We start from the raw sequence: 23979 nt of genomic DNA on the forward strand, positions 1-23979 counted from the left end.
TTTGTCTGTGCGAAGCGCAGCGACAGCAACAACAAGTTGCAGGTCAGTTAGCCGTTATCGCATGGATGCGATGTTTTTTAGGCTAACATCCTTTTTAACTACTTTCCGATCCCATGACATCCGCTTGTAGCCATACTACTTTTTGTATACAGTCTTTTATTTTACTATATGCGGACGAAAAGATATAGATGAAGCTTTTAATTTCTTTATGTAAACGTCTTTAGTGCCGAAAACGCAGCGACAGATATATTTCTTCCTTGTACCTCTTTGGATATAGGTATATAAAAACCGCTAAGCTGGAGATAACGAATCTGTGTTATCCGCTTAGCGATTATTTAAACCTAACAAAGTGGCTTTTTTAAATGGTACAATTAATAAATCTTAATTACAGCGAGGTATAATAATGAAGATTATTGATTTAACTCACACATTAACTGAAAAAATAACAGTCTACCCAGGCACTGATCAACCATCATTAAAAATAATATGTAATCATGAATCTGATGGATTTAAAGAAACAGCTTTAACTTTGACTTCACATACTGGTACGCATATGGATGCGCCAAATCATATTTTTAAAGACGGTATTACATTAGATTTAATCTCAGTGGAACAATTTGTAGGTAAAGGTTTGGTCATCGATTGTAGTGATCTTACAGAAGGTCAAAAAATAACTTTAGACAGAATAAATAAAGTGAAGAAAAGAGCTGATCAAGCTGATTTTCTTTTATTTTATACAGGATGGGATCAATACTGGGGAACAGATAAGTATTTTGGTGACTACCCTCACATGACAGAAGAGGTTGCTGAATACCTAATTCAAAGTAATAAAAAAGGTGTAGGACTCGATGTCATAAGCATCGACTCAATGACAAGTTTAACAAATCACAAGAAAGTGCTATTTGATTCTAATTTTGTCATCGTTGAAAATTTAACTAAGCTCGGTGAAATCGGCAATGAACTGTTCACGTTTTATGCCCTACCAATGAAATACGAAAATGCTGATGGTGCTCCTGTCAGAGCAATTGCAATATTATAAGAACATGCAATAACCAGGTGCTCAATCGAGCACCTGGTTATTAGTTTATTGCTTCGGGGACTTTTTCGAAATTAAATCCTTTAAAAGAGACAATTCGTAATGATCCTGTACTTATTTTTTCGAGATACTACTCTTTATAGTGCAATCTTAGCTCCACCCATATAATATCTCGGTCTACATGGGTAACAACCTGTTTAGCAATTTGACGAAATGCGTTTTTTCTTCAAGTTTGAAACCAAAAATTGTATTTTTTATTTAAACAATTTCGCATCTGCCCAGTCGGCATGATCATTGTCAATATTATCATTTGCATTAAATGCAACTAACTCAAGTGTATTTTTTCCAGCAATATCTACTTCTACATGTTCAGCTAGTTCGTTTGATTTTTTTACCGGACTTATATACAAAATTTTACCATCGACAATTATCACAAAATTCACAGAACCATGACCTGGCGCTACTTGATCATCTATTCCTACATCAACTGTAAATTTAGTATACTGTCCATTCAAATTATACTTAATTGAACTATTTGAATGCGAGCCAATCCCTTTTTCATATTTCACACCTTTAATAGATAACTGTGTTTTATAAAACGATTGGTTTTTATTATAAGAAAAATAATCAGGTGTCATTTGCTCTATATCTCCTGTAACTGATACTGGCGTTAACTCATCACTTAAATACACAGAGACAGGTGCAGCTAACGTAGTTGTATTTCCGCTTACAAAAAATGTACAAATAGTAAGCATTAAAACCACAGCAAAACTTAATACATTAAATCGAAAACTTTTTGGATTAATAACGTGCTTTGTGTTTTTCATATCATATCCCCTTTCGATTTTGAAGTACAATCATATCTTTACATAAAAAACCAAAATTTTAAATACTTTTTTATAATTGTAAATATTGTTAAAAATTAGAATGTAAAAATAAAAACGTAATCACTTTATTACATTGATCCACTGTCGCTAGAACGTTTGTTTTTAATCATCTCAGAATAAATGTTCGCGTTTTAGCAAAAAGAAAATAATAAGAAATTAAAAAAACGCAGGTACTCACATTTAATGAGCCCTGACTTTTGATTACACGGATAGTTATTTTCAAAAAAAGAAGAGTTCGTTGAAACTGATGATGTAATACTGTATTCCCTTCTTGAGGAACCCCTGTATTATTTATCCCCCATGTATTAAAGATAATTGGATCAGGTGGCAGCATTACAAGCACCTCATAAACAGGGTCAACTGATTGCCAAGCATTTTGATTTTGCGAAGTTGCATGAATATAATGATGTGTTGCGGATGTCTAATCATAAGTATATCTTTGTTATATATTTTTAAGCCAAACATTATTAAAAACGTTGATAAAAAATGGTCAAGTAAATCGCTATGTATGAGGTGGAATATTAATTTCTGCTCCAGATTAACGTCTGGTTAATCCCACACTTTAATCACTGTAAATAAGAGGCATATGCCAATAGGCTCATTTGCCGAAGAGCCACTTTATTGATTATGCACATTCATTACACCACGGAAATTTTTTTACAACACAAAAGTGAAAAAATCTCTCTACCTACAAAACCTAAATTTCCGCTTATATTATGTTGTATAAAAAAAGATGTCCACTAAGTCTTTTACGACTTAGTGGACCCTATTATTCAATAAAGCTATTATTATTTTTGGATAAATTGTTGTGTCCAGTAGTTACCTGACTTCACATAGCCAACACCAATATGCGTAAATTTCTCATTTAAAATATTCGCGCGGTGACCTGGTGAATCCATCCAAGCTTGTACTACTTCTTGAGGTGTACGTTGACCTTGTGCAATATTTTCACCTGCACTCTTATACGTAATACCTAAAGCTTTCATACGATCAAATGGTGAACCGAATGTTGGGCTTGTATGTGAAAAATAGTTTTTAGATTGCATATCTTGTGATTTTTCACGAGCAGCTGCCATCAGTTGATCATCCGTTTTAAATGGTGCTAAACCAGCTTTTGTACGTTCAGCATTCGTTAATTTTACTACTTCTTGTTCAAAAGCATTCACATCTGAAGTAGTTGTTGATGGTTTAGATTGAGCTGGTGCAGTAGCTGTATTATCTTTTTGAGCTGTTTGTGTATTGTTATTTGTTGTTTGATTATTTTCTGGTACTTGTACTTCTTTTGTTGGTGCTTGTGTTTGTGGTTGTGGTTGTGGTTGTTTAACTACCCACTTATGATTTGACCACTGATTTGACCATTTATAAGAATAAACAACTTTATTACAGTCTGTAGTTGTGTTCCCCTCTGTAGTATTTTCTGCAGCGGAAGCCATTTGAATTGGAGCTGCTAATAAAAATGTTGCACAAATTGCAGTTAGTGTTTTTTTCATTTTTGCAATTCCTCCTTCTCTGCAAACAATCGTAAAGTACGAATTTAATAAATTTCTTACCAGCATCTGCTAACAACACCACCGGAGACATAAATTCGCATCAAACAGAGGGTTTTTGACAATAATTTTTAGCAAGTTCCACCAGCCTATGAAATACTTACGTTTCAAATAGGGTTGACACTTCTAAAAAACTATCAAATATTTTCAATATTCAAGTAGATACATATCCGAATTATAGTCTTAAACTATAGAAACATACTTCCTTTATTTTACTAATCCACAAAAAAAAATCTGCCATGATTACTACTTTAATAAGACAACTATTAGTAGTAATCAGCAGATTTTATATGTCTATATAGTGAAGCCTACTATTTAATTAATACCTATAACATTTAAGCTACTTACATCTTCACCAATAATAACGAGTTTTGCAGGCATTTTTATGTATTCTGGAAGCCATTGGACCATGCCATACGCATATTGAAACAGTAAAGGATTTTTTACACCTTCTATTGGCACATAGCCTTTCATTCGATACACGGTTTCAGGCAATGTGCGCACCCAATCTTCAAATTGCCCCTGTGTAAAGTCAACGTCATTAAATTCAACTAATCGTGAACCGAGATGCATTGATGCTATTGGGGCTTTCACAATGTCTTGTTTATCCACCTGAGCTGTTGCCTTTAAATCTTCTAATAAACGTAACGGCACTCGACCATTTGTAGTTTGCAAAATAAAGGCATGAGGATTAAAGCCTTGTAGCTCATAAACAACCTGTGCCTGCTCGGCCTCTGTTAATAAATCCGTTTTATTGGCCAGCAATAAATGTGCGTGACGGATTTGCTCCATAAATAAGGAGCGCACTTGCGGGGTTAATGTTTCTCGATTTAGCCACAGCTTCGAGTCAGCAACCGTAACAATTCCTTTGACATTTAACTGTTCCGCAAATAACGGTGAATAAACAGCGTCTAAAGCTTCTACAGGATGTGCAGCACCTGTTGTTTCTATAATTAAGACATCAAAGTCACTATCTAATAGAAGGGATTGAATTTGTGCCTCTGTTTTTTCAGCGCCAGAGCAGCAAATACAACCCTCTAGCATTTCCTTAAGCGGAATATCCTTTTCCACAGCCTGTGAGTCAAATGGGAGCTTTCCAAGCTCATTCATAATGACAGCAGGCTTTAAATTTTTTTCCTTTAGTTGTCGAATAACATCTGTTAGCATGGATGTTTTTCCGCTACCTAAAAAGCCACTAAATAAGTATACGTCCTTCACAATTATTACCTCCTATAAAAAAAACTGTCGCAAAAGGCCACTTGAGACGCCTGCTGCGACAGCTACTTTGTTAGTTTGTTAGTTTGTAGTTTACTCAGTTTTTGCTGGTGTACCAGTAAGCAGTTCTTTTGCTTTTAACAATTGAGGATCATCTGCTTTTATTTTAGCACGTAATGCATCCATTAAAGCATACGTTGTATCGCCAGTTAAAACGCCAGTTTCTTCAAGACCACTTGCAGCTTGCAGTTTTTTCACTGCACGCTCTGTGTATTGATCAAAAATACCGTTTGCTTTACCAGGCTCATATCCTAAAACTTCTAGCATCTCTTGTGCTGCTTTTACAGAGTTAGACTGCACATCCTTTTTCATTTCCATAGATGGATCTAAGTATGGTAATGATGCATAAGATGGGTATGACACTTTAACATCTGGAGCAATTCCTTTTTCGTGAATCCAGTTACCATTTGGTGTTAGCCATTTACCTGTTGTGAATTTTAGGTTAGAGCCATCTTTTAATGGTGTGACATTTTGCACTGTACCTTTACCAAACGATGTTTCTCCAACAATTTTAGCACCGACAGATTCTTTTAATGCCCCAGCTAATATTTCAGAAGCAGAAGCACTGCCGCTATCCACAAGGACTGTTACTGGGATATTATATTTTTTACCAGCAATAGCATTTGTAATTTTCGGCTCTTTATCTTTTTGTTGTACTTGGACAATCGGTTTACCTTCTGGAACAAATAAATTCGAAATTTCTATTGCAGCATCTAGGTAACCACCTGGATTTTGGCGTACATCTAAGACGATACCTTTCAAGCCTTTACCTTCGTAATCTGCAAGAATCTTCTCAAATTCTTTTGCTGTATTTTCACTAAATGACGTAATTTGAATATGGGCAATATCCCCTTCAAGCATTTCACCGTAAACCGTTTCAACCGGAATTTCATCACGGACAATTGTCATATTAAGAGGCTCAGCGTTTCCTTCCCTTTTCACGGTTAATTTTACTGGTGTTCCTTTTTCACCACGAATACGAGCTACCGCTTCAGATGCACTTAGCCCATGAATGCTTTTTCCATCTACAGTTAAGATAATATCTTTCGGTAATAGCCCCGCTTTTTCAGCAGGTGAATTTTTAATAGGTGACACAACTGTAATAGAACCGTTACGCTCTTGAATTTCCGCACCAATTCCTTGGAAACTAGAAGACAAACCAGACTTAAATTGATCTGCTTCGTCCTTCACCATAAAATCAGAATACGGATCACCTAAAGCGTCAAACATGCCATTAATAGCGCCATCGACCACTTTCGCATCGTCGATATCTTTGTAATAGTTGTTTTTAAGTAAATCATAGGCTTCGTACAATTTTGAAAATTCCGTACGCCCATTCGGTACTTTCACTTCCACTGCTTTCTTATCTCCAAATGTTAACGCAAATATCGTTAAGCCTGCAGTAATAAGGATTGTAAAGAACATCAGCATAATAAATTTAAACGGTTTCATTTGTATAAATTGTCCTGCTGGTTTCACTTCAGTAGGGGGTGTTTGTTCTGACTGCTGTTCTATACTATCTTTTTTCTGTTCATCCATCTTGATTGTCACCACTCTCATATACACTAACTTGTTGTCACACTATTACCATCTTAACAGGTTATAGAGAAGACGAAAAGAAAAAGACTGTCAAAATTTCACGACAAATCTTGTCCTACAACAATCTTCATAAAATCCAGCATTTCTTAATCACTATATTGTTAAGCACATTATTCTATGTAGATGTTATTGCTTTAGATTTTGTAAAAATAAAGGTGCCCTTAAAGCACTTCTAAAGGCACCTCTGTTATCTGCTAAGTTGAAGGTATATAATGGTACTGCTTTTCTATTTTACCCGTTTCCTCGAAGCAGTCAACTAAAATCCTCATAGAATATTAGAAATTACATATCCTCTTATGCATCTTTAATATACGTAACTTGCGCCAATTTAGCATTTTTTATTTTCATATCTGCATTTTTCACTGCATTGATTCCTGTAAAAGTTCCTGTTCTAATACGATAATTTGCAGCGTCCTGCTCAATGTAAACAAGCCAGCCGAATGTTTTTTTCATCACCTGTGCCGCGCTTTCTGCTGCTTTAAGAGTACTATACGTTCCCGTGAAAATTCGATATTTTTGCGTTTCTACTGGAGGTATTTGAGTATCTCCAGCTTTTTTTACCATGTCGATAAATTGTGACCAAGGTATTTTTCCAGCACGAATATTACGGGGGCAATTTTTCCCACTAAAATAATTGTGTTGAACAATATTTTGAATTGTTATATTTTCATCTTTTATAATTTTTGCGATTAGATTCACCGCATTGTCCACAGCTTTTAAATAATCTCCATCACTATTTACGCAAATTTCCACTTGAATTCCTTGGCTATTACCAACATACATTCCCGTTCCCCAGCACTCCCAAAAATGTTCAAATGATTGTACAGCTTCTTTGTCATCTACTTGCCAATGCCAGCTAGCTTCCCTACTGTTACCATTTATCTGTAGACGAGCATGGGCGTCAGCATCAGCGCCAACGCTCGTATTGTCGGTTTCATGAACGACAATATACTTTTTTGCATTATTTTTACCATTTGTTATATTCATTGCTTGTGAAGTTGATACTAGTTTTTGGCGTATTGTTACCATAGGTTTCCCCCCCTTCTTTTTGTCATAATGTAAAAAGCGGGATGATTGAACTTTAATCATACTATCTTACCTTTTGTAGTTCGAAGATAGATAATAAGTTCACTCTATATTATGAACCTTTTGTAACTTCTACTATGTTTTTATAAGCATTAATAACCAATATTCGCACTCGAAATTTACTGATTATATTGGGTGTGCGCTGAGCAGTTTTTAACTCAGTTCTTTTAATTTTTTTATAACAGAATGTACTGTTAGTCTATGAAAAGTAAGAAGCTGACCCTTATAAATGACAGAAAAAATACCGTACGGGGTTGGTGATAATTCCATCAACTTTTCTCTATCCTTAAGATCAACAAGCTTAACTTGTATATTCAATTTATTTGCACCAGCTATAATATTTTCTGTTGCAATTTCAACATATGGACATTGGAATGACCGTAAAATCGTTAAGTCGTTAAATTTTTTTAATCTGTCCTCCCAATCATTCGGAAAATAAGGTTGTTGGACTTCATTGCTCAATGGGTAGATCAGTAATTCAAAATCATATGGCGCCGTATCTATAAGTTGAAAATTGTTTTTCAAAAAAATCTCTTTACTTGGTGCCCATGACGTTTTTGAATTCGTAATAACAACAACTCCTTTTTTTGCTAGCTTTTTTGCATCTTCTATACATTTATTGATTAATCGAGTTCCATAACCTTTTCCAACTGTACTTACCCATAAACAATGAATCACTAAATAACTATCCGCATAAACCACTCTTGAGGAATTTTCTGCTTCTGTATATTCAATAAACCCAACTTGTTTTTTATTGTCCATCACTTGCACATATTTCAAGCCTTCCTCAAATCTATTGTTCAGCCATTTGTTCTTATTTATATATCCGCTTGATTTCTTCTTACTTCTAAGACAAAAACTCCCAGTTCCCTCTAAAAACTCATTATTACATTCAACTAATTCAACGTTACACAACAATACCAATCCCCCTATTCATTAGGGTAATTATACCTTTTTTGAATTATAAACATAACGTATGGTTGGTTTCCGTTCTGGCTGGGCGCTTTGTTGTTGCTGACGCTTCGCTTTCGCACAGAAAAGCATTTGTTGCTGCCGTTTCGCTTTCGCACAAAGCAAAGCTTCCTTGGGATCGATGAGCCGCTTCACCCGCATCGCTCGGTCCAGGGCCTCATCTGTGACGTTGATCCCCAAGGAGTCGTCCAGCCCACCCCAATCAACAAATCTTCATCGTATTTGTGCTATCTGTATATGGATAAGTCATTCCTAGAAAATGAAAAATCAGGCTATTTATATCTTTAGCCTGATTTCCCCACGGAAAAAAATTTATTATTATTTGAAATCCTTTACAGCCCATAAAAACAATGTAAAAGTACACATTTGAAACCTATTGGTTTTTGTCTTTTTTATTCTTCACTTCGAGTAATTCAGAAACTGTGACAAATTTATATCCTTGCCTTTCCAGTTCAGGAATTATTTTATCCATCGCTTGCACTGTTTGATGACGATTTCCGCCTCCATCATGAAAAAGAACGATATTTCCTTCTTTGACACCGTTTAGCACAGTGTTAACAATTCTATTAGTACCTGGACTTTTCCAATCTAAAGTATCTAAATGCCATGACCACATAACAACTTTATATCCTTCTTTAGCAATCGCTTGAATCATTGCATCTGAATACTGTCCTTCTACAGGGCGGAATAAAGTAGGCTTAAATCCTGTGATGTTCTGAATAACGTCATTCGTTTGATTTATTTCCTTTAGTAAATTCGGAACATTCGTCCTTAGAGGATGCGTAAATGTATGGTTGGCTAATTCATGACCTTCCTTATACATTCTTGATATTACCTCTGGATTTTTTTGCGCATTTTGACCAACAATAAAAAAAGTAGCTTTCGCATGATATTTGGCTAATAAATCTAAAATCTGAGATGTGTACTTCCGATGTGGACCATCATCGAAAGTAAGGGCAACAATTTTTTCATCCGTATTGACCTCCCAGACAATTTGTCCTGCTTCTTCATAATACTTCCTTCCTTTATTTTCATATTTCTCTGCGCCGACTTTTGCATAAAAAAAGGAGACAGTTAAAAGGCAAATAGGGAATAAAAACAGGAGTTTTTTCAAATCTTCACCTCCTCAAATAAAATATTTAGTACCTTATTATTTGAGGAATGTTAAAAAAAATGCTCTTTTTTGATTTTTTGTTGCAGTGTATACTTCAGTGATAGCAGCTAGAGGTTGTCCTTACAGTGATTTTGGAATTAAAACGTCACTGACTAAATAGCTATTCATGTTACTAACTATTCAAAAACTGCTCATTCATTTTAAATATCTGTTTCAAATGATGTTCCATATGTTCAAGATAATCTTGAATAAGCCACTGTAGAGTTATTAGTTGATTATTTTCAAAGCCACATTGTAAAGCAAGCTTTTCATTAGGGATATTTTTAATAACATATATAATTTTTTTATTTAAGCTCACCCATAGGTTCATTACTTCATCAAAAGGTAACTCTTGATACCCTTGAATTTTCACCCAATGAACTTGGTCATACGGTGTTAATAGAAAGGGTTGCTTTTCGTATTGTATATTAATGAACCTATCCAGATTATTAATGGCGGAGTCGCATAAATGGCCTAATATCTCTTTTTTTGACCACTTTTGAGGCGCTGGTCGTTGTGAAATCTCTAGTTCAGACATATGACGAAATTCGCCAGGAATGTTATCGATCCAAAAAAGTAATTGATCTATAATTCTATGCACATTTTTCACACCCCTATTGATATTTGAAATTAGCTATTTATAAAAACTTAAATAATAGTCAATTAATTTAATGACTTCATATATTTTTTTATATTCTTTTTCTATTTTATAGGAAATAAACAATATAGCTAAATTAAAACTCAAAACTGCTAGAGCGACGATTTGGACAAGTGATATCCCAGTCATCAATTTAATATTGATTGCTGAGGCAATTATTGTAATCAATGATAAGATGACACCACATAATGTAATATAAATTGGCTTTGATCTAATGATTTCATTTGCTTGCAATTTTAAAACATCTAGTAAAAATCGAATTTCTTGCAATTTATATTGTTGATCAAAAATCACGAAATATGACATATAAACATCGTTTGTTATATTTTCATTCAGTATATTTTTATGAATTTTTCTCACTAATCGATCACAAAAATCTTTATCTAATGCTTTTTCAGGTACGAATAGTTCCTCTTTATTTTCAAAAACATTTGTGCCGGGATGCTTCAAACCCCTCATCCTCTCATACTGGTTTACTTGATTTAATGACCTTATTAAGAAAACTCTTTTATAACCAAAACAAAGTCACCCAAATTTTTCAGATATTTAAATTATATGAAGGGATGGAAAGGTAGTATGTTAGTTTGGCTAAAAATTTTATTGGAAGTTTAGTGACTGCGGGAAACATACATAAAGTTCCTTAGTAAAGTTGTCGATAGACAGCTAATGCATCCGTAATATTGAACTGCTCTGTTCGTGAATCACCTTGAGCACCTACTGTTACTAGAATATACTCCTCGCCTTTAATTGTCGCTAAACTTGCTAAACATAATCCTGCTTGCTCTGTGTAGCCAGTTTTGCCGCCAATTATTCCACCCCTTGTATTTTCAATAGCCTTCAAATTTTTAAACATTCGACTCGTCACCGTCATTCCCTCTGGATGAAGATTCGTTGACTTTATTGAGTATCTTTCCGCCGTATAAATATCCCGAAAGGTGTTATTAGTTAAAGCATATTGTAAAAGTATCGAAATATCTTTCACACTCGTATAATGATCAGGATGATGGAGTCCTGTTGCATTCATAAAATGTGTGCTTTTCATCCCTAGTTGGTTAGCTTTTTCGTTCATTAACTTTACAAATTTACTCTCTGATCCAGTAATGTAATCTGCTAAGCCAATAGAAGCATCCGCACCTGAAGGTAGCATTGAACCATAAAGTAAATCTTCTGCTGTTACCTCCTCATTAGGAAGAAAGCCTGCCATAGAAGCATTTTCTTCATATAAATTCTTAAATATACTTTTAGGAAGTATAATCTTTTCCTGTAAATTCGGGATATTTTCAATTGCCACTAAAACCGTCATGATTTTCGTCAAAGAAGCTGGAAAAATGATTTCGTCACTATCTTTGTCCAGTAAAATCTTATTTGTGTCTAAGTTCACTAATATAGCATTTGAGCTTTGTAAATTTACATCAAGATTTATTTCACTTTTCTTTGGCATTTCCAGCTGAGGATTATCTATTTCTAGCTTAGATTGTTGAAATGGATATTCTTTTACAAACATGGACACCAAAAAAATAATTATCAGTAAAATTAAGCTATAAAATCCTTTTCTTTGAAACATAAAAACAACTCCTTCTATCTATACCTCTATTGAAACATAAAAGAAGGAACTATTTTTTTAATAATCTATTAAAGAATTCTTAAGGTTTCTTAAGAAAGTGTTGGAAGCATAACAGTGAACACTGTTTTTCATCATTACTTGAAGCTGATATTGTTCCTCCATGAACATGGACTATTTCATTGGCAATTGCAAGACCAAGACCAGCCCCACACTGTCATGCAAAGTCTTATTATTTAAGGAAATCTAAAGAATCACACATAAAAAACCACTCGTTTGATAACGAAGTGGTTTAAAGAATTATTATGTTGAAATATATGCCATTAAGGTAGGTTCATTATCTTGTTTGATCATCATAATAGGCTTCATTAGCAGCCTTTTCATTTGTGCCCTTTATATAAGCTAAAATCACATCTGGTCGTTTCAGTAACATCCAGTCTCCATAATGGTCAAATCGTCTGCACGAAGTAATCATTCCACTTTTAATCGTTCCGTACTTTTTACCGTGCTTCTTGCCCCACTGTTTTAAACGCTTAGCAAAATCAGCGTCTTCGGCCATTAGCATACTCTCATTAAAACCATTTATTGCCTGAAAGTCTTTTTTATAGCACCAAAAAATCCCTACAGAAATAAAACCATACTTAATCAGTAAAGGAACAATTAGTAGCATGGTAGATACTACTATACCTAAGGACATTCTTTCAAAACTTCCGTTCACGCCTCCTCCAATGAATTGGTTGGATGCTAAGTGCTTTTCAACCTCAGTTAGCATGTGCTCTGTCATTCGAGTATCAGCATCAATTGTAACGAGAATATCGCCTTTTGCTAACGCAGCTCCAGCATTTCTAATTTTAGATAAATTTTTATCGTTATTTTCCAATGTCACGCAATTGTAGGATTGTGCAATTTCTTTCGTTTTATCGGTACAACGATTTAACACAACAATAACTTCTACTTGATCTATATACGGTTGTGCAGCCTTTGCAATCGACTCTAGACACCCCCCAATATAATTTTCTTCGTTATGAGCAGGTATTATAATAGAAAATTTCACATCAGGAACATCTTTTATAAATGGTGTACTTTCCGACATATAAAATCTCCCCTTAATAAGTAGTTCTCGTTATTTTAATTTAAGTAAACGCTTCCCTCAATTTTTTATTTTTAGGTTTTTATGTCTATTCTGTAACAACATTTACACTGTAGTAAAATGTATTAAGTTCCATTTTTGAAATCACATTCAATTTTTTGGTCAAAAAAATTGAGTTGATTTTGTGATTATCAACTCTTTCGTCTCATTTTATTTAAGATTTTCATTCATTAGAACTTCTTTTATTTGATCTGCTTGAGATGAAAATCGCCGTTGAGAAAATAAACATTCCAGTACATAGCCACATCGTTATCCCATTCCATTGCCCGTTGAATATTGTAATATTTGTGAGGATGATAAATTGCATGACACAAGTTGCTATATATAGTGCTAAGGGATAGTTCATGAAACCGCCTCCATTTCGAAGTCTACATTTATTATATTATTCAACACATACAGAAAAAATCCTTTAAACAATGAACAAGAGTACTGCAAAAATCGTTGCAGTACTCTTGAATCGGATGGGCTTAACTTCCAAATGCGAAAATAAGCTCTGTCTCACAAGCTATTTCTCCGTCAACTGTTGCAATTCCTCGCCCTTTACCAATGGCACCCTTTAAGCGTGTAATTTCCACTTCAAGACGCAATTGATCACCAGGTTTAACTTGTTTTTTAAAGCGACAATTATCAATACCTGCCAGTAATCCAAGTCGGCCTTGATTCCCTTCTTTAGTGAGCATAATAATGGCACTTACTTGAGCTAATGCTTCGACAATTAATACACCTGGCATCACTGGATAATTCGGGAAATGTCCATTAAAAAATTCTTCATTGATCGTTACATTTTTAATGGCTACCGCTCTCTTCCCCTCTTCTAATTCCAATACTCTATCCACTAACAGAAACGGATAACGATGCCTAATAACTTCTTGTATTTGTTGAATATCTAGCATAAAAAACCTCCAAAAATATTGTCACCTAATTCTATCATTAATTATTAGTAGTTGGTACTATTTTAAGTTTAAAATACGAATTAAAAGCCACAATCCCATGGATGTGGCTAATATATTTTGTCTTAATAATCTTGCTTATGAAGTGGCCAAATCGATGTAGCTACTTTTTTATATAAGAAGTTTCTCAAATAATAATTTGGGGCTGCTCCTAGTGTATCAACATAAATACTATCTCCCAACATTATACAAATATAATCAAATCATTTTCTGATTTTTTTAAATAATTGTTTTCACTTCTTTTCAGCATTTCATTATCGACAGGCATATAGAAGATAGCATATAATATTTTTTGCATTCAATAAGTTAATTTTATTATTCTCTTAATTGAATGTTTAGTTTATTAGAATAGGATGGATAAATATGTTATCTTTTATTGCAATAGTTTTTCTTTTATTTTTAATTCCTGGTCCGGCTGTTATCATTACCATTACGCAAACGTTGAAAGGTGGTAAAAAGAACGGTATTTTCACTGCACTAGGCATTGGATTAGGTGATTTAGTTCATACGTTAGCAGCTGTATTAGGGTTATCAGCAATTTTAATGAACTCTGCCACTGCATTTGAGATAGTGAAATATATTGGTGTTGCTTACCTAGTTTATTTAGGTATTCAAATGCTCTTAACAAAACCACAAAAAATAGAAAAACCAACTGTTGAACAAAGTCCGGCAAGTTCTTCGTTCCGACAAGGTTTTTTAGCGGAGATTTTAAATCCAAAAACTGCATTATTTTTCTTAGCGTTTTTACCACAGTTTGTTCAGCATAATGGTCAATCGATCACTGTACAATTATTGATTTTAGGCATTACTTTTGTTGTGATGAGTGCTTTATATACTATTTTGTTAGCTATTATTACAAGCTTTATTGGTGAAAAAATCTTTACGAAGACATCAAACAATGGTTCGCGTTGGATTGAAAAGGCAGTTGGTTTCGTTTATATAGGTCTAGGCGTTAAATTAGCACTTCAAACTCAAAGTAGATAATATATAGTTTCTTAGGGAGAACACGATAAATACGTGCTCTCCTTTTATATTTCAAGAACAAGTCCCATTTCAACTCTTACTTCTTTTTTTTCAATATCATTATTGGAGTAACTTAATAGATCACAGCCAATTAGTTGAAATCCATGCTTTTTGTAAAATTGAATTGCAGGATAATTAGAAGTTTGCGTTTCTAAAACGATCGCCCTTACCCCTATTTCTGTTGCTCGCTTTTTCACCAAAGCCATGAATTTACTTCCAATTCCTTTATGTTGATGAGATTGATCAATATGAATATCATTAATTCTTAACACATTATGCCACTTCTCTTGGCTGATGCTAACAATTCCTACATCTTCTTCATTTAATTCAGCAATATAGCATTCAATATCTTCTATATGATCTTCAAAAATTTCTCCTTCCAAATACTTGTGAAACGGGGTTTCGAAATGTTTTAACGTAAAATCAATTGCCCAGCCATTTTCTCGTTCTTTATAGACAACATCATAATAGTTGTTGGAGACGTATTGATAGATAATTTTTTTACCGTTAGGATAGTGTTCTTTATATATCCTTTTTATTTGAAACAACTTTAATCACCCTTTTCATAGTTCATTAGATAATCTTACTGAAAATTGGTATTACTATAAACAATTAGAAGATTTACAACTTGAATAGCTGATTACATTCATTATAACCCCATTCGGATTTTTGGATCACTTGAATACATGAGTCCTGTTCAGTATAAACTTGTACACCATAAAAAATTGTTTAGTTTTGTGTAGACAATCCACTTGTTATAAAATATTCTTATTACTCTTTAATTAAAGAAGGTGTACACCAAAACGGCATAAAATTTCGTCAACTTCATCCATTAAGCGTTGTAGATTCTCTCTTCCTACCTACTTAGACTCTGTAATTAAATATTCCACAGCTAATACAGAACTCTCAAAAAGAGCCCAATATAGAAAAGCTGTCTTAATTAACAGCCATTAATCTTTTTATGATTTATTTTGAATATCTTCATACCATTTTAGTGCTGTTAGTTCTATGTGTTTAACAAAATAATCTTTACCCTTTATGTACGATTCTTGTCGTGCTAATTTTTCTTTTAATTCTCCATAATTCTTCATATCATCTGGGTGCGATTTTAAATAATCTCGAAAAGCCAGGTGCCTTTTTATTTCATAACTCCCAATCTGATAGGATGTGAACGTGATGAGAGCGATTGTCCTCACCATTTCGAAAGTATCTACGTTTAACTATCCCATTTTCATTAGGATTATATCCAATTTCTTGCATCAATATACAAAATTGTTAATACCTTTCGCAACAGGCATTATCTCTATTTTTGGTTTAACTTTTAACCATGGAACGAAAACAGCCTAAAAATCAATTATGCCTCGGCATAATTACGTTCGGAATCGGCTTTGTGCTTAGGCATGAGATGTTATTTGCGCGAAAGCGTAGTACTAACGTAGCGGCAGCAGCAACAAGTTAAAATATTTACTTTTTGCCCCATTTGTGCGATTTTATGTACAAGCTTATAGACCCTTAGCAAACCAAAAGTCTATAAGCTTGATGTGGCCTATTCTATTTATTGTTTAGGTGTATTTGCGGTTAGTGGATTACTGTTTGCTACCAATTGTACCGGTGTCGTGCCTTGTTGAGCAGACTGTGTCATTTGTTGTTCATTATTCATTAGCCCAAAGCGTTTCAGTACACCAAAAATCGCCGCGCCGCCTATAATGCCCCATGCTAAAAATCTCACTGACGAAAACCTCCTTTCTCCATTCTGAATTTTTTAAAACAGCTTTAGTATTGGAAATCCTATGCGGTTTATACTGTGTTAACTGAACGAGTTTTTTGTTCAATTTACAGATTATTTGTAAAAATAACAGAATATAGTAAAATAAAATAGAATAAATTTCAATCGGAGGTAGTATATGAATATTAAAATTGCTTCAATAGAAGAAATCCCACAAATAGAAATATTATATGAAGAACTGTTTTTAGAAATGTCAAAGCTACAACCTCAATACATAGCTCCTGCTAAACAGGATGTAGAGTTTCTTAAAAACATAATTTCGGGAGAACAATCAGATATTTTTGTTGCTGGATTGGATAACAACATTGCCGGATTTTTACTAATTCAAGAATTAGCAACACCTCCATACTCTTGTATCGTACAGCATAATTATGCATATATTATGGATGTAATTGTTGGAAGCCAATACCAAAGTAAAGGCATCGGTTCCCTATTGCTACGAGAAGCAAAAAAATGGGCAGATGAGCGTAAATTAGCTTACTTGGAGTTAAGCGTTTTACCAGAAAATATTGGCGCTATTAACTTGTATGACAAACATGGATTTATTGAAACGAGCCGTACTATGCGATTAGAGCTTTAAAGTTATTTATGATATTAGAGCCTGCGTTGAGCAAAGCAGGCTCTTTTATATTAAGTCGAATGTAAACTATCGCCTGTTTTATGTTTACTTATATCCTCTAAACTCCAATCAATTATGCCTCGGCATATCCCGTGACATCCGCCGGAGGCTTTAACTACTTTCAGCTATTATTTTCTGTAGCGAAAGCAAAGCGACAGTTACATACGTTTGCATTCGCTGAAAAGTTACCTAAACCAACATTCATCTCACCACCTATAAAGGAGGGAAACTTCTACTGAAGAAGTTAAATAAAATCTTTCCAAGTAAAATCAATACTTAAAATACCAATTGGAAGTTCGGTAGCAATATAGTTTTTTTCAATGGCCAATTTTGGTTTACGGAAACATACAAGATTATTATAATAACCAAAAGCTCTGCAAATAGACGGACGGACCGAATGAATTCCACATCGGTCATTTATTTCGTCATAAAATATACAGGTTCCATAAAAACGTTGTTGGTTTTTTAAATCTAGGCTCATTTTTTTAGGCATCGCTTTGATTTTCTTTTTTATTTTCTTTAACTCCTGTTCTGTAATTGGAACAGGCCCACAACATATCCCTCTACAGCCTTTACAAGGTAATTCTTCCATAAAACAATCATCTCCTAGAAAAAGCAAGTGTTTTAATTCGTTTTTTTATTTGGATTCTCTAGTTCAGTAACTCAATGAAGTCAAAAAAATAGGATTCCCCTGGCCAGGAGAATCCTATTTTACACTTTAAATTAATAATTGTAAATTATAGCATAAATGAATTATTTTGTCAATTAATTAATCTACACAATTTCTAGTATCTAGCATCAAATTCAATAGTATTTATTTAAAAAACCAATGATAACATTATTTATATGATGGTTTGTATGATGGTTTGTATGATGGTTTGTATGATGGTTTGTATGCTCATAGAGGTGTAAATACTGGCAAAGTGACCTACATCATCTTTTAACGGCCAACCCTTATTATTAAAATCCTTCTTTCTCATAACAGAAATGGAATTATTACTATCTTTAGTGTGATCAAGACCCAAAGCATGTCCTACTTCACGAACTGTTGTTTCTCTCCTTTGAGTTTGATTTAATCCCTTCCATGATTTATAAATTGTTATGTTTGAATTAAAAGAAGAACCATCACGATGAGTAGTATATGCTTCACCATTACTATTTACGTAATCAACATTAACATTTCTACTAATATCTACCTCTTTAGTGAATTTAACTTTATTAGTGCTATGTCCAAGCAGTAAATCCTCTTAAAACATCATCTTTATCACCCATATTAATCGGTTCTGGGCTAATGTAATAATACAAATCTAAATTATCCTTCTTTTTAAAATCTAATAACTTATATGTATCAGCCGAAATAGGTACAGATACAACACAAAGTAATAGTACAATTAAAACGACTTTCATTTTCCCCTTCATTTAACCATCTCTTCTTTGATTTACACTTTATGGAAGTCACATAATTTAATTTAACCTTAATTAAAATACGAATAAAGGTATACAATTTATTATTTAACTTCTATGGTAAAAATGTAAGAAGAACTTCCTTTGTCCCATCTACTAGAAACAATATATATATATTTGCCTTTTTCATTTGGTGCAGAAAAAACATTACCTTCTACTTTTATTTTTTTACTTTCACCCAAATGTTCCATTTCTACTTCTATTTCATCAATAGGTTGTTTCTTAAAATTGATTTTTATTTCACTTTGAGGGGATACAGGAAATGGAACAATTTTATTATTATCAATAATTGTTGATGGAGAAATTTTATCAACACATTCTGAACCTGTAAATTTACTCCAACAATAAGTACCTTGTAATACTGTTATCTTTTTGCCTTCTGACAATACAATTGGCTTAGGTGGACCAGCATTAAGTAACATGATAATCAACAGAAATACGACAATAAAAAAAGTAATTATACTTATCTTTACACCTTTCATTTAAACCCTCCTATCAAGTGTCAGAAAATTTAAAAGAGTCTCAAAAAAAATCCTTATCAACTTATATTTCCATACAGGTAATTTTTCGTGGTTAAAATAAGTGTTCTACATGGAAAAGTAGCATTTGAAACTAGTACACTTCTTTACCTGTCATTTGGTGAGTTCCCTTGATGGGGAAGGAAGTCTCCTGATTTAACGCTCTCTCCCGAAAAATGCCAGCCATATTTTCCTGTTTGGCCAGCCCTATTTTTTCTTCTTTACTACGCGTAAATCCTAATAATTGCCGTTCACCGATGAAGCTTAAATTTTCAGATGTGAAATACTCGCTTTCTTGCCACTCATTTTCTTTTGTTAGAACTTCTCCAACAAGTTCAAACTATTTTCATGTTGCATTATGTCGTTGGATTCTTTATGGGAGCAACCACTAATACCAATCCACAAATTGTAACGAAACCTATAATTCTTTTCACTAATTTCCCCTTTTAATTGTGTAACGATTATTTATCATTTTTTGTTACAAAATTTATCCTTGTCATTTCCGTTATATTCTAAGTGTAATTGCACAATCTAAACTGTAACTAAACAATAACGGAGGTTATAGCAATGAAAAAATTCCTATATATCGGAGCAATGGCAGCATTCCTATTAACCGCTTGTTCTTCTCATGATGAAGCTCCAGCTAGTGAACAAGCGGAAGCAAAAGAAAAAACCGTCAATGCTGAGACAAAAGAAAATCTTGAGAAAAGTTTTTTATATGATTCGGAAGATCCGTTTACAAAGTGATTGAAGAGGACAGATAACTAATTAAGGTTATCTGTTCTTTATGTGTACTTCCATCACTGAAATCTCTTCGTTTAGTTTGGAGTTAAATCAGTCTTATCATGTGGAATTTGATCAATCATATGCGTTATGCGTTCTTATGCTCATGTTTTATGGCTGTTGTTAACTTTAATACTTCATTAACTGCCCAGCTTTGGTGTTCGTGGAATAAGTAATCAATCGCTTGCATTGGTTCAATCCATTTTAGGAAGTGGTCAACTTCAGATGGTTTACTTATTTGCCTACCCTTATCGCATAAATAAAAATAACCTTCGCTAAGGTAATATTTATTTTCATTTGTAGAATAAAAATATCTCTGGGCACACCCTATAAAATGACCTATTTCAATATCCATTCCCATCTCTTCAAGGGCTTCTCTTTTTAAACATTCCTCGTGAGACTCATTTTTTTCCATTCCACCACCCGGGAGGAAAAATTCGCCATCATTTGTTTGAATAATCGCTATTTTTTCTTTCTGACTATTGAATATTAAACAATAAACAGCGGGTCTCCATATGTAGCCTTTGCCTTCTATTTTCTCACCGAATGTGATAATACCCATAATTAATCCTCCTCTGTTTCTGATTCGCTATTTGTTTTATCAAGATAGTTAAAGAAAAAAATCCTGCAAAAACAGGATTTCAAACAACTTTTACTTTATTTTAAATGATCAATCTTATGATAAAACTACAACAAACCCTTTAAATTAAACTGCTTTCCCATTATTAAATGGAGGTGCTGCTCCGTATTAATTTACTTTAATTTTTCTTTCTTTTTAAGAACAACAAACGATATCGCTGTCCCTTGATTTGGTTTACTTTTAATTTGAAGTCCCTTACCATAATGTTGTTTTAAACGAAGATCTGTATTAAGCAATCCAATGCCAGTTGAAGTCTCCGATTTTCTCTCTAGTAATCGTTCCATTGTAGCCTCATCCATTCCAATACCATTATCTGACACAGTAATCTCAATGTACCTGTCGTAATCTACAATGCGAATATGAATATTCCCGCCATTTTCACGAGGCAAAATACCATGTTTTAAAGCATTTTCAATTAATGGTTGGATGGTTAATGATGGGATCATGACGTCTGTAGAAACTTCCAAATCCCACGTTGCATTGATACGCTCCCCAAAACGTTCTTTATGAATATATAAATAGGATCGAACAAGATTTAATTCATCCTCAATTGGAACAAGCTCATCAATATTCTGGAACTTAAATGATTCCCTTAAGAAATCACACAGTGCTTCAAGTAGCTTACTAGTACGTTCAATATCAATTTCACTTAATGTAACAATGGCATTTAGTGTATTGAAAAGAAAATGCGGCTGTATTTGTGCCTGAAGCCAAGCTGCCTCCATTCGAAGCCGTTCTTGTACAGATTGTTTAACATCGGTTAGTGCTTTTACTCTTGATCTTAGCTCTAAAGCGTCCACAGGCTTCATGACATAATCATTAGCACCAGATAAAAATCCATTTTTAATGTCTTGAGACTGACTTCTTGCCGTAAGAAGTAACACTGGAAGTTCTGTTATTGAAAATTGCTGACGAATTGCACGTACTAATTCGTACCCGGACATATTTGGCATCATCACGTCTGAAATGACCAAATCCCACTCTTGAGACATTAATATTTCAAGAGCCTTACTACCACTTGTAACCGTTACTAAGTCGTATTTTTCTATTGAAAGTATTGTTTCGATAACTCTTAAGTTCACTGGATCATCATCGACGACCAAAACGCTAGGTCGATTTGCTTCAATAATTGAATGGTTTTCAGTTCGATCATCGAATGGATTTGTAGAAGTCGCTACTGTTGATTCTTCCATCGCATTAGATAGTAGAGCCTCATGTTCTGTAGCATTTTCCTCATCAGGTAAGTCTGATATTGGTAAAGTGAAAGTAAATTCAGACCCTTTCCCTACAACTGAATGTACCTGTAATGTTCCCCCATGTAGTTCAACTAATCGTTTACTAATACTAAGCCCTAGCCCAAATCCGCCTTCAATCATTGCCTTACTAAGGGTACCCTGTTCATATGGTTTAAATATACGTTGAATGGTGTCCTCATCAATACCAATACCAGTATCCGAAATAACAATTTCTGCCATACCATTTTTCACTTGACCTAATATTGTCACTTCACCTTCGTTCGTGTATTTCACCGCATTATGAAGAAGATTGAAAACAATTTGAATAACTCTATTTTCATCAGCAACTACTTTTGGAAAATTTTCAGGAAAATGATGAATTAACTGAATCTGCTTTCCTTCCCTCATAACATAGAGCATATCTAATACACCCGATACAATTGGCTGAATCGAAAATGTTTTAAGGTTAAGTTTAGGATTATTTTCTTTTAAACTCATAACATCTAGTAAATCATTTAACATTAGTGACATACGCCTTCCGACAGATAGCACTGTTTCTAAATCCTTGACACTTTTGTCACTGAGCACACGATCTTCTCTTTCCAAAACAGCTTTTGACATGTTAAGGATCCCATGAAGTGGATTGCGTAATTCATGAGACGTATTGGCAAGGAATTCATCCTTTAATTTATCTGTCTTTTGGAGCTTAATAGCAAGTTCTTTCGTTTCCGAATGGACTTTAGCATATCCTTTAAACCATAAAATTGCCAAACAAGCCACTGTTATAACAATATCAAATGGATACATAATTATTTTTATTCCAAAAATAAGAAGTAGGCCATCCCATATAAGATTATTACCAAATGCTAAAATGGCAAAAAGTAAAAAAATATTACTTTTAATCTCTTTAATTGATTCTCGCATTACTGTTAGAATCGTTATAACGATCGGGATTCCTAAAATCATAATGAAAATGCCTTGATTGATTACTACATAACGAGTAGGTAGTAAGATGGTCAATAATGATGCTATAGCACAGAAAATACTAAACAAGTGAATATATTTTCTCACATGCCGAGGTAACCAATGTTTTATGCATTGAAGCAGTGAAAAGCCTATGCCAATCATAGAAAGATGAACTAATTTAAAGGCCCAATCGTAACTAATCGGAAACCAATAAGATAATAATTTGTCCTCGCTTCCTAATAGGAAATAAACCATACTATTAATCGATAACAGAGAAAAGTAAAGCAATCTTCTTTCTTCCATGATTCCTACAAAAAATAAAATAATGGAATAGATAGCATGTAGTAAAAAAACTACTGCTACTAGTTGTTGCATATTGATCGACAATTGAGTTTCCCGAGCTAATATATCTTCTTTCCCTAATTTAATGGAGCGAACAATCCCACCGTCACGAGGGTCCTTAAAGTTTGAAGCTTGAACAATAATTTCGATTTCTTTGTGACCGTTTGCTTCAAAGGATGTAGTATATGGAACATTTCTGGCAACCGTCTTTTCTGCAACCTCCCCTATTTCACCTGATTTTGCCAACCGCCGACCATTTACATATAAAACTGAAGAACTTCGCACACTCGGAACGCGAATACTATAAGTAATAGTGTCTTCTGGATTGACGAGTAATTTTAAGCGATAAGTACCGTAACCATAAGGGCTCCTCTCTCCCTCTTGTAAAGAAGGGCTCCTCTCTCCCTCTTGTAAAGAAGAGCTCCACCCCTTAGGAACCTGTATGTATTTAGCATGATTCTTCGTAGATTCGATATGCTTTTCTTCACTTACCAACCAATTATAAGGATAAAATTCCCACTCCCCATCAAGTGTAAGAGCATGACTATCATTAAAATTCCAATTTCTTAAATCCATTTGCCCTTTTACAGCATGTGGTTGATCTGTATTATTAAATAAGTTCAGCCATAAAATTCGTGAGCCTGTTAGAAAGATAATAAACAAGCAAATGATGAGAACAATTTTTCTCTTTTTCATTAGGAATAATTGTCAAAAGGTAGTTTATGTTTT

The 23979-nt window shown here is 33.9% G+C and carries 26 protein-coding genes; 4 read left to right on the forward strand and 22 right to left on the reverse strand.

From position 1 onward, the window contains the following. Positions 1 to 403 precede the first annotated feature (403 nt). Entirely contained in the window at positions 404 to 1039 is a 636-nt protein-coding gene (locus tag ACIPKN_RS03245; RefSeq protein ID WP_400933351.1) for a cyclase family protein, read from the forward strand. A 251-nt stretch (positions 1040 to 1290) separates the two neighbouring features. Here ACIPKN_RS03245 and ACIPKN_RS03250 read toward each other — a convergent pair whose 3' ends face one another. From ACIPKN_RS03250 to fabZ, 14 genes are all read right to left on the reverse strand, one after another. Continuing rightward, positions 1291 to 1863 carry an NPCBM/NEW2 domain-containing protein gene (locus tag ACIPKN_RS03250; RefSeq protein ID WP_400933354.1) on the reverse strand — a complete coding sequence of 191 codons (573 nt, stop codon included), beginning with the start codon at positions 1861 to 1863 and terminating at the stop codon, positions 1291 to 1293. An 848-nt stretch (positions 1864 to 2711) separates the two neighbouring features. Beyond that, positions 2712 to 3413, reverse strand: coding sequence for a CAP domain-containing protein (locus tag ACIPKN_RS03255; RefSeq protein WP_400933356.1), 702 nt, complete (start codon positions 3411 to 3413; stop codon positions 2712 to 2714). 372 nt (positions 3414 to 3785) lie between these two features. Next, positions 3786 to 4688 (reverse strand): CobW family GTP-binding protein, encoded by a 903-nt coding sequence (locus ACIPKN_RS03260; protein ID WP_400933358.1) that lies wholly within the window; start codon positions 4686 to 4688, stop codon positions 3786 to 3788. Positions 4689 to 4778: 90 nt separating this feature from the next. After that, positions 4779 to 6284 (reverse strand): lmo1851 family serine protease, encoded by a 1506-nt coding sequence (locus ACIPKN_RS03265; protein ID WP_400933360.1) that lies wholly within the window; start codon positions 6282 to 6284, stop codon positions 4779 to 4781. A gap of 354 nt (positions 6285 to 6638) precedes the next feature. Continuing rightward, positions 6639 to 7373 (reverse strand): peptidoglycan recognition protein family protein, encoded by a 735-nt coding sequence (locus ACIPKN_RS03270; protein ID WP_400933362.1) that lies wholly within the window; start codon positions 7371 to 7373, stop codon positions 6639 to 6641. A gap of 210 nt (positions 7374 to 7583) precedes the next feature. Then, positions 7584 to 8348 (reverse strand): GNAT family N-acetyltransferase, encoded by a 765-nt coding sequence (locus ACIPKN_RS03275; protein ID WP_400933364.1) that lies wholly within the window; start codon positions 8346 to 8348, stop codon positions 7584 to 7586. Between the two features lie 27 nt (positions 8349 to 8375). Then, positions 8376 to 8582, reverse strand: a complete 207-nt coding sequence (locus tag ACIPKN_RS03280; RefSeq protein WP_400933366.1) for a hypothetical protein — start codon at positions 8580 to 8582, stop codon at positions 8376 to 8378. A 193-nt stretch (positions 8583 to 8775) separates the two neighbouring features. Further along, positions 8776 to 9516 carry a polysaccharide deacetylase family protein gene (locus ACIPKN_RS03285; protein WP_400933368.1) on the reverse strand — a complete coding sequence of 247 codons (741 nt, stop codon included), beginning with the start codon at positions 9514 to 9516 and terminating at the stop codon, positions 8776 to 8778. 172 nt (positions 9517 to 9688) lie between these two features. Beyond that, positions 9689 to 10156 (reverse strand): DinB family protein, encoded by a 468-nt coding sequence (locus ACIPKN_RS03290; protein WP_400933370.1) that lies wholly within the window; start codon positions 10154 to 10156, stop codon positions 9689 to 9691. Positions 10157 to 10189: 33 nt separating this feature from the next. Continuing rightward, on the reverse strand, positions 10190 to 10663 hold the full coding sequence (locus ACIPKN_RS03295) for a hydroxymyristoyl-ACP dehydratase (protein ID WP_255505047.1): 474 nt from the start codon (positions 10661 to 10663) through the stop codon (positions 10190 to 10192). Between the two features lie 190 nt (positions 10664 to 10853). Further along, the gene (locus ACIPKN_RS03300) at positions 10854 to 11777 is read right to left on the reverse strand and encodes a D-alanyl-D-alanine carboxypeptidase family protein (protein WP_400933373.1); all 924 of its coding nucleotides are present in this window, start codon (positions 11775 to 11777) and stop codon (positions 10854 to 10856) included. 334 nt (positions 11778 to 12111) lie between these two features. Next, positions 12112 to 12867: a glycosyltransferase gene (locus ACIPKN_RS03305; RefSeq protein WP_400933375.1), complete on the reverse strand. Its 756-nt coding sequence runs from the start codon at positions 12865 to 12867 to the stop codon at positions 12112 to 12114. Positions 12868 to 13087: 220 nt separating this feature from the next. Further along, the gene (locus tag ACIPKN_RS03310; protein ID WP_142508019.1) at positions 13088 to 13270 is read right to left on the reverse strand and encodes a hypothetical protein; all 183 of its coding nucleotides are present in this window, start codon (positions 13268 to 13270) and stop codon (positions 13088 to 13090) included. Between the two features lie 121 nt (positions 13271 to 13391). Then, positions 13392 to 13817: a 3-hydroxyacyl-ACP dehydratase FabZ gene (gene fabZ / locus ACIPKN_RS03315; protein ID WP_132357947.1), complete on the reverse strand. Its 426-nt coding sequence runs from the start codon at positions 13815 to 13817 to the stop codon at positions 13392 to 13394. 420 nt (positions 13818 to 14237) lie between these two features. Between fabZ and ACIPKN_RS03320 the strand changes: the two genes are divergently transcribed. Then, the gene (locus tag ACIPKN_RS03320) at positions 14238 to 14858 is read left to right on the forward strand and encodes a LysE family translocator (protein ID WP_400933378.1); all 621 of its coding nucleotides are present in this window, start codon (positions 14238 to 14240) and stop codon (positions 14856 to 14858) included. Positions 14859 to 14902: 44 nt separating this feature from the next. Here ACIPKN_RS03320 and ACIPKN_RS03325 read toward each other — a convergent pair whose 3' ends face one another. The 3 genes from ACIPKN_RS03325 to ACIPKN_RS03335 all read right to left on the reverse strand — a co-directional run bounded on the left by ACIPKN_RS03325 (position 14903) and on the right by ACIPKN_RS03335 (position 16626). Continuing rightward, complete coding sequence (locus ACIPKN_RS03325) at positions 14903 to 15445, reverse strand: GNAT family N-acetyltransferase (protein ID WP_400933380.1); 543 nt, start codon at positions 15443 to 15445, stop codon at positions 14903 to 14905. Positions 15446 to 15856: 411 nt separating this feature from the next. Beyond that, the gene (locus ACIPKN_RS03330; protein WP_400933382.1) at positions 15857 to 16096 is read right to left on the reverse strand and encodes a GrpB family protein; all 240 of its coding nucleotides are present in this window, start codon (positions 16094 to 16096) and stop codon (positions 15857 to 15859) included. Between the two features lie 356 nt (positions 16097 to 16452). After that, positions 16453 to 16626 (reverse strand): hypothetical protein, encoded by a 174-nt coding sequence (locus tag ACIPKN_RS03335; protein WP_400933384.1) that lies wholly within the window; start codon positions 16624 to 16626, stop codon positions 16453 to 16455. A 175-nt stretch (positions 16627 to 16801) separates the two neighbouring features. On the opposite strand from ACIPKN_RS03335, the gene ACIPKN_RS03340 reads away from it, so the two are divergent. Beyond that, the gene (locus ACIPKN_RS03340; protein ID WP_400933386.1) at positions 16802 to 17263 is read left to right on the forward strand and encodes a GNAT family N-acetyltransferase; all 462 of its coding nucleotides are present in this window, start codon (positions 16802 to 16804) and stop codon (positions 17261 to 17263) included. Between the two features lie 283 nt (positions 17264 to 17546). Here the strand turns inward: ACIPKN_RS03340 and ACIPKN_RS03345 are convergent, their stop codons facing one another. From ACIPKN_RS03345 to ACIPKN_RS03355, 3 genes are all read right to left on the reverse strand, one after another. Continuing rightward, on the reverse strand, positions 17547 to 17894 hold the full coding sequence (locus ACIPKN_RS03345; RefSeq protein WP_400933388.1) for a YkgJ family cysteine cluster protein: 348 nt from the start codon (positions 17892 to 17894) through the stop codon (positions 17547 to 17549). A 632-nt stretch (positions 17895 to 18526) separates the two neighbouring features. Beyond that, entirely contained in the window at positions 18527 to 18721 is a 195-nt protein-coding gene (locus ACIPKN_RS03350; RefSeq protein ID WP_400933390.1) for a hypothetical protein, read from the reverse strand. Positions 18722 to 18810: 89 nt separating this feature from the next. Beyond that, entirely contained in the window at positions 18811 to 19248 is a 438-nt protein-coding gene (locus ACIPKN_RS03355; protein WP_400933392.1) for a hypothetical protein, read from the reverse strand. A gap of 603 nt (positions 19249 to 19851) precedes the next feature. On the opposite strand from ACIPKN_RS03355, the gene ACIPKN_RS03360 reads away from it, so the two are divergent. Continuing rightward, positions 19852 to 20031 (forward strand): hypothetical protein, encoded by a 180-nt coding sequence (locus ACIPKN_RS03360; RefSeq protein WP_142508010.1) that lies wholly within the window; start codon positions 19852 to 19854, stop codon positions 20029 to 20031. A 124-nt stretch (positions 20032 to 20155) separates the two neighbouring features. Here the strand turns inward: ACIPKN_RS03360 and ACIPKN_RS03365 are convergent, their stop codons facing one another. Then, positions 20156 to 20629 (reverse strand): NUDIX hydrolase, encoded by a 474-nt coding sequence (locus tag ACIPKN_RS03365; RefSeq protein ID WP_400933394.1) that lies wholly within the window; start codon positions 20627 to 20629, stop codon positions 20156 to 20158. Between the two features lie 191 nt (positions 20630 to 20820). Next, entirely contained in the window at positions 20821 to 23946 is a 3126-nt protein-coding gene (locus ACIPKN_RS03370; RefSeq protein ID WP_400933396.1) for a hybrid sensor histidine kinase/response regulator, read from the reverse strand. Between the last annotated feature and the right edge of the window lie 33 nt (positions 23947 to 23979).

Origin of the sequence: Lysinibacillus sp. NPDC086135, assembly GCF_044746345.1 — a bacterium.
In the GTDB taxonomy this organism is placed as follows: domain Bacteria; phylum Bacillota; class Bacilli; order Bacillales_A; family Planococcaceae; genus Lysinibacillus.